Annotated in this window: 11 protein-coding genes; 3 read left to right on the top strand and 8 right to left on the bottom strand. The window is 42.0% G+C overall.

The features are described 5' to 3' along the window. Positions 1-113: 113 nt before the first annotated feature. Both ytvI and ABE41_RS04120 read left to right on the top strand, forming a co-directional pair. Positions 114-1,148 (top strand): sporulation integral membrane protein YtvI, encoded by a 1,035-nt coding sequence (gene ytvI / locus ABE41_RS04125; protein WP_066286788.1) that lies wholly within the window; start codon positions 114-116, stop codon positions 1,146-1,148. Positions 1,149-1,608: 460 nt separating this feature from the next. Next, positions 1,609-2,649: an acyltransferase family protein gene (locus ABE41_RS04120; RefSeq protein ID WP_066286787.1), complete on the top strand. Its 1,041-nt coding sequence runs from the start codon at positions 1,609-1,611 to the stop codon at positions 2,647-2,649. Positions 2,650-2,708: 59 nt separating this feature from the next. Here ABE41_RS04120 and ABE41_RS04115 read toward each other — a convergent pair whose 3' ends face one another. From ABE41_RS04115 to hutP, 7 genes are all read right to left on the bottom strand, one after another. After that, entirely contained in the window at positions 2,709-4,394 is a 1,686-nt protein-coding gene (locus ABE41_RS04115; RefSeq protein WP_253805432.1) for a S8 family serine peptidase, read from the bottom strand. Positions 4,395-4,883: 489 nt separating this feature from the next. Beyond that, positions 4,884-5,141 carry a helix-turn-helix domain-containing protein gene (locus tag ABE41_RS04110; protein ID WP_066286785.1) on the bottom strand — a complete coding sequence of 86 codons (258 nt, stop codon included), beginning with the start codon at positions 5,139-5,141 and terminating at the stop codon, positions 4,884-4,886. Position 5,142: 1 nt separating this feature from the next. After that, positions 5,143-6,108, bottom strand: a complete 966-nt coding sequence (gene hutG, locus ABE41_RS04105) for a formimidoylglutamase (RefSeq protein WP_066286783.1) — start codon at positions 6,106-6,108, stop codon at positions 5,143-5,145. Beyond that, on the bottom strand, positions 6,083-7,354 hold the full coding sequence (gene hutI / locus ABE41_RS04100) for an imidazolonepropionase (protein ID WP_066286781.1): 1,272 nt from the start codon (positions 7,352-7,354) through the stop codon (positions 6,083-6,085). Before hutI ends, hutG begins: the two co-directional genes overlap by 26 nt. Positions 7,355-7,638: 284 nt before the next feature. After that, positions 7,639-9,300, bottom strand: a complete 1,662-nt coding sequence (gene hutU, locus ABE41_RS04095; protein ID WP_066286779.1) for a urocanate hydratase — start codon at positions 9,298-9,300, stop codon at positions 7,639-7,641. 15 nt (positions 9,301-9,315) lie between these two features. Continuing rightward, a complete protein-coding gene (gene hutH / locus ABE41_RS04090; protein ID WP_066286777.1) occupies positions 9,316-10,842 on the bottom strand; it encodes a histidine ammonia-lyase in 1,527 nt (508 codons plus the stop codon). Between the two features lie 330 nt (positions 10,843-11,172). After that, positions 11,173-11,607: a histidine utilization transcription antiterminator HutP gene (gene hutP, locus ABE41_RS04085; protein ID WP_066286775.1), complete on the bottom strand. Its 435-nt coding sequence runs from the start codon at positions 11,605-11,607 to the stop codon at positions 11,173-11,175. Positions 11,608-12,043: 436 nt separating this feature from the next. Between hutP and ABE41_RS04080 the strand changes: the two genes are divergently transcribed. Next, positions 12,044-12,502 (top strand): hypothetical protein, encoded by a 459-nt coding sequence (locus ABE41_RS04080; RefSeq protein ID WP_066286774.1) that lies wholly within the window; start codon positions 12,044-12,046, stop codon positions 12,500-12,502. Positions 12,503-12,510: 8 nt separating this feature from the next. Here the strand turns inward: ABE41_RS04080 and ABE41_RS04075 are convergent, their stop codons facing one another. Next, positions 12,511-13,629, bottom strand: a complete 1,119-nt coding sequence (locus ABE41_RS04075; RefSeq protein ID WP_066286772.1) for a GerAB/ArcD/ProY family transporter — start codon at positions 13,627-13,629, stop codon at positions 12,511-12,513. Positions 13,630-13,660: the final 31 nt, after the last annotated feature.

Here is a 13,660-nt window from a genome sequence, read left to right as displayed (position 1 = left end):
TCGTAACATCATTGTTTATATATTAAGAATTTTCATCTCTTTTTCCGGTCATAATGGGTACTAGCCCTATTCATGAGTAAACCGGATAATTTTACGGAGATTGGAGCCGGAAAATGACTGTAAAAAACGTTGTTTTGTTACTATTTTTGCTCGCTGGAATCGTCATATTTGTCTTTTACAGTATACCTCTCCTTCTCGCATTATTAACCGCCATAATGCTTGAACCGGTAGTGAAATTGTTCATCAAACTATTTAAAGGCAGACGATTGCTGTCGGTTACTATTTCGTTCGTGCTATTTTTAGCTGGCTTTGGAATTCTTTCATACTGGCTGACTACAACACTTGTTATTCAAGTGATCGAGTTCATTACTGTTCTTCCATCCTACTCTGTCCACCTGTTTGAAGTGGCTGAAGATACGTTTTATGAAATGGAAAACTTTTATGCCACTCTACCGCCGGAAGTGGTTAGAACCCTTGAAGAAGGCTTGGTAGCATTAAAGGAATATGGAGTTGAAACCGCAAAGGGATTAACGACGGGAATCTTAGGCCTTATAACTGCAATACCAGGTATGCTGATTTATTTTATTATCTATGTCGTTGCTGTATTTTTATTTTCATTGGATCTGCCTCGCTTGTATGCAGAATTTCTGAACTTATTTACAACTTCTGCCCGCGAAAAGGTTGAACTTGTATTCAGTCAGCTTTCAAGAGCAACTGTTGGCTTTTTTAGAGCACAGATCATCTTAAGCTTTATTACATATATCCTTGCAATAGTGGGACTTATGATTTTAGATGTAGAATACGCGGTAATCATCGCTCTATTAATTGTCATTGTTGATATCCTCCCTATTTTGGGAACAGGTTCATTCCTTGTACCTTGGGCGGCTTACTCGTTCTTTATCAACAATAATGACCACCTCGCTTTTGGTCTGTTAATCATGTTCGGTGTGATTACAATTGTCAGAAGAATCATTGAACCTAAAATCCTTGGATCAAGTCTTGGTATTTCCGCATTGGCAGCTCTCGTATCCTTATATATAGGTTTTCAGCTTCTTGGCATGATAGGATTGATTGTGGGGCCAGCTGTAGTTATTATTTACGAAGCGCTTCGAAGTGCCGGTTTTATTAAAATCAAAATAGACTTTTAATCCAAGGCAGTTTCGCAAACTTTGTTGCCCTTGAAAGTGGTTGATTTCCGCTCCAGGATGCTCGCTTCCGCGGGGTGGGCGGTGAGCCTCCCTATCGCTTCGCGCTGACGGGGTCTCACCTACAAGGTAGTTTATGTGCTCCTGCGTCTACAAGGGAATCCTGACGCGGCGTGTTCCTCGTCGCATGCCTTGCAAGAAGTTTATTCAGGTGGTTGGCACGCAGGAGTCTCGTACCTTGCTCTCCAATCAACTTACCTATGAAGTTAGAAAAATGAACCAAAAGCAACCATCTTTTAGAGAAGATCTAAATGAAAAAACGTGTTTCCTGTATTCAGGAAATGCGTTTTTTTAATTTTGAGGTTAGAAAACTATGAAAGATTGGGAATTATAGAGGGTAGGAAGAAAAACGTGAAATTCATACGAACACTTTATATGGTGAATTTTTATTGGAGGAATCTTGATGAGTACTGCAGCGAAAGAACGCGATTATTATTTTGACAACGCAAAGTTTATTCTTATTTTTCTGGTCGTGTTCGGACACTTTATTTCGCCGATAAAAGGTCAAAACGAGTGGCTTTACACGATCTATAACTTTATTTACACGTTTCACATGCCTGCCTTTATTCTTATTGGCGGATTCTTTACTAAAGGTGTTTGGCGCGACGGTTACCTTCCCAAGATCTTTAAAAAGGTTCTGATCCCTTACCTGGTATTTCAGTTGGTGTATAGTTTATTTTATTATGATCTCTACGGAAAAAGTGAAGTGAAACTAGACTTCTTTTCACCGCATTGGACTCTATGGTTTTTACTGAGTCTTGTATTCTGGAACATTCTTTTAAAGATATTCGTAAAAATTAAGTATCCTTTAGTACTGGCAATTGGTATTGGTGTTGCTGTTGGCTATATTCACGAAATTGGGACCTATTTAAGCCTGCTCCGTACTTTTGTATTTTTTCCGGTTTTTTTACTTGGTCATTTACTTGAAAAAAGAGACTTCAAAAAAATATTGAAGCCTTCTGCAAAAGCTGCTGCTGCTGCTTTTTTAATCGTTTTATTCATTACCTATCACTTTATATTCCCAAACGGAACAAAGGAATGGCTTCTTGCCTCGTCTTCCTATTCTGAAATTCTCGGATATAACGACTGGTATGGAGGACTCATTCGGCTTGCAATGTATGGTGTCATGTTTGCCGCAACATTTAGCTTTTTAGCACTCCTTCCAAGGAGAAAAATGTTTTTCACAGAGTTTGGCGAGCGGACATTGTACATTTATCTGCTGCACGGCTTTGTGTTAAAGTATTTGTTCACAACAGACTTGTTTGCATCAATTGAAGAAAACGGAGCTTATGTTATGCTTCTTTTCCTAGCGGTTATTGTAACGCTGTTTTTAGCAAGCAAACCAGTAATTGCTTTGACACAGCCGTTTATTGAACTACGATGGTCCAAATTGAAGCGTATGTTAAAACCAAAACCTTCTCAGCCTCAAGAAAGCGAAAGTTAATATTCATTCAAAAAACACCGCTGGACATTTCGTGTCAACAGCGGTGTTTCTTTTCTTTATTAGTTTAAGCTTGAAGCGCCTGCACTTACATCTAAATCATACGCTCCGCTTCCTCTGCTTGATGAAACCTTCACTTGATAAACACCTGTTTGTGTCGGCTTGAAGAATGCATGATCCTGGCGCTCATTTTGTGAAGAACTAACAACTGTTTTTCCGCTTGGATCGATTAATGAAACAGAGTAGTTATGGGATGCCGGGAAAATGAACCACCCTGGGCTGTAGTTTTCGGTAATGACAGTCATAGAAATCGGATATGCCGCAGATGTTACATTCAGTGAGAATGTCTGTGATCCGCCAGAACTTAAAGTCCCGCGTTTATAAAAATGATCCGGCACGGCAGGTCCAGAACCCGTTAGGCCTCCAGCCGTTTTTACTGCAGCATATCCGTCTAAACGTCCGTATCCATACTCATTGTCTTTACCAGCCTTCCCAAAATCAATCGCAGTTGAATAGAGAGCATTCTTAATTTGCAGCTCAGTGATTGACGGGTTCGCATCATGCATAAGGGCAATAGTTCCTGCTGTAAATGGTGTAGCCATACTCGTACCGCTGTATGTTACATATTGATTTCCTGAATTAGCTTTTGCTGCTGTGATATTATAGCCTGGTGCAAAAATATCCGGCTTCACTCTGCCGTCAGCTGTTGGGCCGCGAGAAGAGAAGTATGTGATATTGAAGCCGCCTTCGTTTAGATCAGCACCTGCGCCAACCGTGATTGCTTTATCAGCTGCTCCCGGTGATCCGATCGTTGAAGCCGATGGCCCTGAGTTACCTGCTGCAACGGCAACAGCAAGTCCGGCTGCTGATGCATTATTTACTGCAACAGATGTAGCATCTTGTCCGTTTGAACTCCCTGAAGTCCCAAGGCTTAATGAAAGAACCTCAATGCCGTAAGTATCTTTATTTTGTACGGCCCAGTCGATCCCCGCTGTAACGGTACTCATACTGCCTGACCCCTGACTGTCCAGCACTTTAACACCAACTAAAGCAGCTCCTGGTGCAACGCCTTTATGTGCAGAATTTGAATCTCCTTCACCCGCAACAATGCTGGCACAATGCGTTCCATGTCCTTGATCATCATAAGGAGTTGTACGATTGTTCACAAGGTCTTTCCACCCGATTACTTTTCCGCCATCCAGATCAACGTGTGCAGCATCAATCCCTGTATCAATGACTGCTACAACACTATCGGCTTTTGAATATGAGCGCTCATTCCCATCTTGATCACCAGTCACACCATAATCGGCACGGGCTTTTGCCGTTCCGAACCAGCTGTTCGCTGTTTCCAAGTTCATTTGTATCGGTGCATCATATTCTACTTGTTTTACAAACGGAAGATGCTCCAGCAGCATTATCTGCTTCTTTGTCATCGTTGCTGCCATTCCATTGATGACTTTGTACTCGAAGGACTTTTTGAACACCCCGACTTTTGAGGCGAGTTTCTCAAAGGCCTTTCCACCGGCGAATTCCTCATTGAATTGAATAATTACCGGCACCTTCTCCTCGTCTGTCAGCTGCTGAAGTTTACTTTCCAGATTATCGAAAAGTTTGTTTTTATTTAAGTTTACAAGTGCCTCCGTTATCTTTTGATCCGTTACCTGTTTTGGACTTTCCGCCATTACCGAAAACGGTGTCAGCATGATCGATGTCGCTAAAAGTGTTGTCGCCACGAATTTCTTATTCACCCTAAATAACCTCCTGCTTAATATGTAGTCTGAAAATTGTGTCATTTCTTGGTGATTACTTCCATATTAATCAGAATTCGGATGAATGAGGATAAGGTAGATGATTTATTTTCTTCCACAGACTTTAGAGCTAGTTTTTTAGTCGATTGGATACGTAAAATTTTTTTTAGTAGATAAGATTCAATTAAAAAGGTGATAAATCTACTGTAAATGTACTACCGTTTTATTAAAATACGTCTGGATTCTTTTTTTAGTAGGATTTCACTAGTTTTATTATCAGATCGAAGAGATCCTAGCAGAGTAATTCCTCTGGAGAAATACATCATGTACCCTTCAGTAATAGATCACATAAAAAATGAGAATCATCACATAAAAAACCTCGCTAATCATTTTTATATAATATGTAAATCAATGTCCTTATGATGAGGACAACAACTCTAAGACAATCAAAAAAGCCTGCCACACCAGGCAGGCTTCCAATTAATCCGTTTATCCATGTTTATAGTATTCTTGTTTTGCTTCTGCAAGCACACGCAAAGGAAGTTTATCAGCTAGTTTAAACGCTTCTTTTTCGTTCAGCTCCAAAGCAGTCACTAGTTTCTCGATCTTCTCTTCAGAAGGAATCATTCTTCCCTTTTCAATATCTGCCATATACTGTGGCGTGATGCTTAATCTCCTGGCAAGCTCAGACTTGCTTAAGCTTTTTTGCTTTCTGGAGTTTTCAATGAATCTTCCAAACTCACTCATTTCATTTTCCTCCTTCTCGTTTTGAATAAAAAAGCGAAAATTGCATGATGATATAAGCGGCCAGCCGGCTTGTCATATTTCGAAAATCGAGAGTCGGATCGATTTCGACAATATCCATTCCTTTTACAGAAGGATTCTCACCAAGCCATTGAATGCCTTCAATTAATGAATCGCTGTCTAATCCGCCTGGTCCAATCGCTGGACAGCCTGGGGCAAACGCCTGATCCAGTACATCCATGTCCAAAGAAATGTATATGTTATCTGTTGTCTGTTTTAACTGTTCAACTGATTTTTTAAGCAAGGTGAGGAGCCCTTCACGTTTGATATCTCCCATCGTATAGACGGTTACACCATTGTCCTTTGCATAATCATGATAAAGCTTCCCGTTTGAGAAATCCCGAATACCCAGCTGCACGAGCTGATCACCGCTTATCACTCCATTTTCGATAAGCTGGCGGAATGGTGTTCCATTTGATGGACCGCCATCCTCAGTATTTCTTAGATCAAAATGCGCATCAAACTGGATGATTCCTACACGACCCCTTGTTTCCTGAAAGGCTTTAATTGCACCTGCAGAAACAGAATGATCGCCACCCAATGTGATAATCAATGCCCCATTATGCTGACTTTGAATTTCTTTTAACGCAGAATAAATGCGGTTTTGGGATTGAATCAAATCCGTTACATGCATCTCAATGTCACCAAAATCGGTGATAACCCCATCCCACATGTCAGTTTCCTGCTCAATGCTATAGGTCGAAAAAGAGTGCATCATCTGTCTGATCGTTTGCGGTGCCATAAACGCGCCAGAGTGGGATATAGATGTTTTTGAAAGAGGTGCGCCTGTGATCGCTACCCCTTTCACACCCTCACCTGTCCATGGCTTCAGAAGCTGTCCTGCCTTCTTAATTCCTCGGTCAGTAAACGGCGCTTCACCTGTTTTACGAAGAAAGGGTATAGTTTGCATGTGAATCCGCCTTTCCAGCCACCAATACACCGTTTTTCCAAACTCTATTTACGTGGTTAACACCATAATGATAAGGAACATATTTGTAATTCGGGACATCCCAAAGCACAAGATCCGCATTTCTGCCTTTTATCAAACTCCCGGCAACATCACCGCGCCCGATCGCATAAGCGGCGTTAACCGTTACTGCGTTCCAGATTTCTTCTGGTGTCATCTTCAGCTTTAGAGCTGCTAAATTCATAATGAATTGAATATTCTCGGTTGGCGAACTGCCAGGATTGAAGTCTGTTGAAAGAGCTACCGCTGCTCCGCTCGAGATCATTTCTCTTGCAGGTGCAAAGTGATCTTTTCCTAAATAAAACGTTGTTCCAGGCAACAGAACAGCTATCGTATCTGATTCGCCTAGCATGCGGACGCCTTCCTTGCTTGCTCCAACAAGGTGATCAGCTGAAACAGCACCGATCTCACACGCCATTTCTGTTCCGCCAAGCGGATCGATTTCGTCAGCATGTATCTTCACGCCAAACCCGGCTGTTTTTGCTTTTTGTAAAAATGTTCTGGACTGCTCAACCGAAAAGACACCTGTCTCACAGAAGATATCTACAAATTCAGCCAGACCTTCTTTCGAGATAACACTCAGCATAGATAGCATTTCTTCTAAAAAGGCATCCGGTCTTCCTTTATAATTTTCCGGAATAGCATGCGCTCCCAAAAAGGTAGAAACGAGATCCATCGGATGTGATTCATTCAGCTTTTTGGCTACGCGAAGCTGCTTCAATTCTGTTTCTTTATCAAGGCCGTAGCCGCTTTTCGCTTCCATTGTCGTAACACCATAAGTTAAACATCTGTTTAAATGAAACATCGCTTTTTCAAAAAGTGCATCTTCAGTTGTTTCCCTTGTTGCTCTTACTGTGGAAAGAATTCCGCCGCCTTGCGCCAGGATTTCCAGGTAAGGAACACCCTGTTGTTTCAGCGCCAGTTCATGCTCACGCGATCCCCCAAACACTAAATGTGTATGGGGATCAACTAATCCAGGTGATAATAATTTCCCTTCAGCATCTATCGTTTCGTTAGCTTTTAGATCAGCCGCTTCTTCACGTGTTCCAACAAAAGCGATCTTGCCATCCTTTATTCCGACAGCTCCATTATCAATTACTTTGAGCTTATTCATTTCCGCTCCGCGAAGTGCTCTGCCTTCTCCGGCAGGAACGACAATTTGTGAAGCAAAGATTAATGTATCTAGCATTCGTCACACTCCTTTTTAGTTATGTCCCTCATTTACGGTACGTGTTCTTATAATTATTACACGTTCGCTCAGACTCATTGAGGTTTCGCTCAAAAAAGCCGAGTTACGCTCAAGATTCTCTCGCTGCGCTCAAACTGACTATCGTTTCGCTCAAAATCTTCCTTTTTCGCTCAAAGTAACGAAAACGAGGACAATCTCGAGTGGTTCACCATACGCCGCGAGAGAAAGCGAGCATATATGAGCGTAAATCAGCCAATTCTACTAGCAACAACCCAAATACAGTCTTATTTATTGATCATCGGCAGGTCAACGCCTTTTTCTTCCGCTGTTTTAATTGCTAGATCATAACCTGCATCAGCATGTCTGACAATTCCCATTCCAGGATCGCTCGTTAATACGCGCTCTAATCGGCGTGCTGCTTCTTCTGTCCCGTCTGCCACAACTACCATTCCTGCATGAAGAGAGTAGCCCATTCCTACGCCGCCGCCATGGTGGACAGAAACCCAGCTTGCACCGTTAACAGCATTGATCATTGCGTTCAGGATCGGCCAGTCTGCAACTGCATCACTGCCGTCCATCATTCCCTCAGTCTCACGGTTCGGTGAAGCTACAGAACCGCAATCCAGATGGTCACGTCCGATAACGATCGGTGCTGACAATTCACCATTAGCTACCATTTCGTTAATGATTTTTCCAAATTTCGCACGCTCTCCGTATCCTAACCAGCAGATACGGGAAGGAAGCCCTTGGAACTGTACTTTTTCCTGAGCCATCTTGATCCATTTGCAAAGGTGCTCATTGTCGCTGAATTCTCTTAAGATGACTTCATCTGTTTTTCTGATATCTTCCGGATCACCTGATAAGGCTACCCAGCGGAACGGTCCTTTTCCTTCGCAGAAGAGCGGACGAATAAACGCTGGAACGAAGCCAGGGAAATCAAATGCGTTCTTTACACCTTCATCTAAGGCTACTTGTCTGATGTTGTTTCCATAATCAAAAACAACGGCACCTTTCTTTTGCATTTCCAGCATTGCTTGAACGTGAACAGCCATCGAGTGCTTTGACTTTTCGATATACTGCTCAGGATTTCGTTTACGCAGTTCTGCGCCTTCTTCCATGGAAAGACCCACTGGCAAGTAACCATGCAAAGGATCATGCGCAGATGTCTGGTCTGTTACAAGGTCAGGGATTTTACCCATCTCGATCATTTTCGGTAAAAGTTCAGCCGCATTACCTAAGAGTCCGATTGATAACGGCTCTCCTTTTGCCGCAAATTCCTTTGCCATTGCTAAAGCTTCATCTAAGCTGTCTGTCTTTTTATCTAAGTATCTTGTATCAAGACGGCGCTGAATTCTTGTTTCATCTACATCGATCGCTATTACTACACCATCGTTCATCGTTACAGCTAGAGGCTGAGCACCGCCCATACCGCCAAGTCCTGCTGTAAGCGTAATCGTTCCTTTTAACGAACCATTAAAATGCTTGCGGGCTGCTTCTGCAAAAGTTTCGTATGTTCCTTGCAGAATTCCTTGCGTGCCGATATAGATCCAGCTTCCGGCTGTCATCTGGCCATACATCATGAGACCTCTTTTTTCGAGATCACGGAATGTCTCCCAATTTGCCCATGCCGGAACAAGGTTAGAGTTTGCAAGCAGTACACGCGGTGCATCCGTATGTGACTTGAAAACTGCAACAGGCTTTCCGGACTGTACGAGAAGTGTTTCATCATTTTCAAGTCTTTCTAATGTTTCAACGATCTTATGATAAGAAACCCAGTTGCGCGCAGCCTTTCCGATTCCTCCATAAACGACAAGCTCATCCGGATTCTCTGCCACTTGTGCATCGAGATTGTTCATGAGCATACGGATAGCTGCTTCCTGCACCCAGCCCTTTGCAGATAATTTAGTGCCTCTTGCAGCTGAAATTGAATGTTTTACGTTTGACATGTAAAAAACCTCCCCTTAATGTGCTAGCTTTTGAGTTTTAGTTCCTATTAAAATGTCATTCCACGAACCATCTAAGATCCAGGATGCTACTGCTTCCATATCACGGTGGAACATACGGTCACATTGAATCGTCGGACACACTTTTCTGCCATGTTCATATACTTTCTTTGTTTTAGGTGCGAGTTTTTCAGGGCCTCTGAAATCAGCAGCCTGCATCGCACAAATTAATTCAACCGCAAGTACACGTCTGGCATTAGCGATGATCTGCGCTGCATGCCTTGAAGCGATCGTACCCATGCTCACATGATCTTCCTGATTGGCTGATGACGGTATGGAATCCACACTTGCCGGGTGAGCTAGTGTCTTGTTCTCGGACACGAGTGATGCTGCTGCATATTGCATAATCATGGCACCTGACTCCAGACCAGGATTCGGACTTAAGAACCCAGGCAGATCATTTAATTGAGGATTGACCATCCGTTCGATGCGGCGTTCAGAAATATTAGCCCATTCTGCTGCGGCAAGCTTCAAGAAGTCCATCGCAAACGCAATCGGCTGTCCATGAAAGTTTCCGCCTGAGATAATCTTGTTTCCTTCATCAAAAATGAGCGGATTGTCTGTTGCTGCGTTCATCTCGATCTCAAGCTTTTCTTTTACATAGCCGAGCACTTGCCACGAAGCGCCATGAACTTGAGGAATACAGCGTAACGAATAAGCATCCTGCACTCTGATTTCTCCCTGCTTGGTCGTGAGCTGGCTGCCCTCTAAGTAGTTTCGAAGTCTTTCGGCTACCTCAACTTGCTCTTTGTATCCTCTCGCAATATGGACATCTTCATCAAACGCATCCGTAATTCCTCTTAAACTCTCAGTCGTTAAGGAAGCGATCGCATCCGCCATCAATCCGATTCTTTCAGCTTCTATATAGGCTGCTATTCCTTGAGCAGTCATTGCCTGTGTACCATTAATCAGCGCGAGTCCTTCCTTCGCTGTAAGTACAACTGGTTCAATGCCTGTTCTCTTCAGTGCATCCTGTCCTGACAAACGTTCTCCCTTGTAATAAGCCTCGCCTTCTCCTACTAAAACAAGAGCCAAATGAGACAACGGAGCGAGATCACCGCTTGCACCTAATGAACCTTGCTGAGGTACAACGGGATGAACACCGTGTGAAACGAGGTCTAACAATCTTTCAATAACAACCGGGCGGATACCAGACAAACCTTTTAAAAGCGCATTTGCCCTTAAAATAAGCATCAATCTGCTGATGGTCTCAGGAAACGGTTCTCCAATTCCGCATGCATGGCTTCGAATCAGATTTAATTGCAAGGTTTCCACATCGTCCCTTGAAATGAATACATCGCTGAACTTTCCAAACCCTGTTGTAATACCGTATACAACCTTGCCTGAAGCAACAATCTCCTCCACCGCTTTACGGCTGTCAGCCACCTTTTTCATGCTTAACGGACACGCTTCTACCGGTTCATTGTCGTGCAGAATACGCTTTATCTCCTCCATAGAAAGCGTATTTCCAGTTAAAGTAACCATCTTCATCCCTCTTTTTCTTAGACTCTTTTCTGAAAAATTGTTGCTTTGGATTCTCTCGTAGGCGCCCTTCGTTGAAGTTGATTGGAGTGAAAGATGCGAGACTCCTGGGGGATCAGTGTGACAGGTGAGACACCTAAGGGCGCAAAGCGCCGAGGTGGCTCACCGCACGCCCCCCGGAAAGCGAGCATCTGAAACGGAGATCAACCACTTTCAAATAGCTACAAAGTTTCACGAAAACAGCCTTTTCTAATTTACAAACAAAAAAGAGCGCACCCGAAAGAAAACTTCTTTCGAATACGCCCCCTCATCACTAATAACTATGGGCAGTTTTTAAATATGATTGATTCCAAGTCCGATCGCCTCATGCTCCAGCCCTTTTACTGGCGCACCGATCGTTCCATATAGCGCGACTGCAATCCAGTCACCTTCTTCTTTCTTCTCATAAGGGTTCCCACGGACAACGATAAAACGCAGACCTACTGTCCGAAGTACCGTTCCGAGCTGAACCTGGCCTCTTGTCACACCATGAAAGGCTTCCATAATGGCATGATAAAGAGAATGAGTTTCCCTATAAATACCGCTCTGAATAACCTTTTCATTTTTGGCCGCTGTCTCGATTGCTGCTACTACCTTCTGAGAGTCCATAGAACCGGCTTTGCCTACGCAATACTTCCAGCCCTGTTTTTTAATCTCAGATAGATAGCTCTCATCCAGTACACCTAAAATCGCCATTTTTCCGATAAGTTTTTCATTAGATAATGCCATATATTTATACACTCTTTCTGCTCGCGACTATTAACTACCTCTAGTGTATGCGTTTACATTTTGTCCGTCAATTCCCTTTCAACAACTTATCACAGCAGTACAATAAAGAAATAAAAAGACACTTGTTGTTTTTATGAGTGATATGTCATATCTTTTGAAAATGTAATTTTACGGTACGTGTTCTTATTTTTATTACACGTTCGCTCAGACTCATTGAGGTTCGCTCAAAAACGTCGAGTTACGCTCAAGATTTTCTTGCTACGCTCAAACTACCTTTAGTTTCGCTCAAAAGTCTCTCTTATAGCATCCTGGAGCGGAAATCAACCACTTACAAGAACAACAACGATTGCGAAATCAGCCTAATAAAATGAGGTATAAACTAGCAATCTAGCGGCAAGACTGTTTGTAAGAAAATAAACGGAATGAGGGCTGCGAAATGTTAGACGTACAAAAAGAGATCACGCTTGCTTCAATGTTAAGAACTCCACATTTTGAAGAAGATGTTAATGATTTTTTTATTGCTTATGACAAAGAACATAACCCTTTATTGCTATTGCCTACAACAAAAGGTTTTCTCCCGGAAAGACAGCTTTACAGCATCTCTTTTATAAAAAAAGAAAACAATTCATATCAGTACACGCTCTCAGATAAAATCATACCATTCTCCATTGATGGATCTACATTAATTCATGATCAGCTAGGCTTCTTTTTCGGTCCTGAAAACAATATGCTCAAAAGCTTCTTTAAAGGTGATACGTATGGTGCATATGTAGTCTGGACAAAACATATGGTTAAACAGCTGATTAATGAGACACTTCAGGATTGGCATAATACTTCAGACAGCCAGCAGCGAGAAAAGCATAAAGACAGGCTGACACTCCTTTTACAGGCTTAATATAACAATCAAGTGGACGAAGACGTTTGACCGTTATTCGTCCTTTTCTGTTTAATTTTTTTCTTAATAAAGGTCATTACAAATAAGAAAGGTATATAACTGATTGCAAGATAAAATCCAATGATGTTCGTATAATTGTTGAGCATGTTGATTTTGAAACGAGTATCTAAAAAGATACAAGCTAAAAGGACTATACATAATAAAACGATTAGTGTTACGTGCTGCCTGATGTTCAGCATCAATTTCGCAACACGGCTGGAACACCATATGGCAAGGGCTATATTCGGTAAGATGACAAGACACCACATGGAAACGAAAACAAAATCAAAACGTTCTACGAAGGATACTTGTACGATTTTAACCATTGAAAGTGTTGCCCAAATATTTCGGGCAAGCTGCTCCTGACTGAAAAAGGCAAAAGAAAACAATGTTACTAAAAGATACATCATAAAGGAAAAGATATTAGCATGGTGTGCAAACTTTTGTGATTTTTTTGCATTCTTTATATAAGGATAGAATACCAGTAATGTTTCAAACCCAAGATAACTCAGCATCATATTTTTTGAAGCTGTAAAATAGTCTTTCATCCTCTCATCAAAAACTGGCAGCAAATTTGAAAAGTGGGTGTATTCAAGCGGATAAATTAAAAGGAGTATTAGTCCCAAAGGAATAACAACACCTAAAAAACAAACGCCTGCAACCGTACGGAATCCTGCAGAAACCACATAATAAGTTAAGATAAGAAAAACTACTGCTATTGTCCACGTTTTTAGTGTTGGAAACATCCATACTTGTACAACCTCGATATATGTTCTTAAAACCGTTATCGACCATAACAGAAAATAGAGAACTAGAGCTAAGTTAAAGATGTTCCCCAGCATTCCGCCAAACAATGTTTTGTGTATTGTGACGATATCTCCTCCGCCATTATCAAGTACGTAATAGATCATCCAAATCAGAATATGAACGAAAATAGCCGCGATGATAACGGAAAGCCAAGAATCATAACCTGCGAATTTTGCAATGACCCGCTGATAGCCTAGTACTCCTACCCCTATTTGTTCTGAATGCACGAGAAAGAAGACAAGAAAGGGAGAAACAAGAAATATTTCTTTAATTTTTTGCATTTCAGCTCACCCCTTCTTGAACACTCATTAA

The sequence above is a fragment of the Fictibacillus arsenicus genome, from assembly GCF_001642935.1.
GTDB classification, from domain to species: domain Bacteria; phylum Bacillota; class Bacilli; order Bacillales; family Fictibacillaceae; genus Fictibacillus; species Fictibacillus arsenicus_B.
This window is presented reverse-complemented; position numbering and strand designations above follow the sequence as displayed.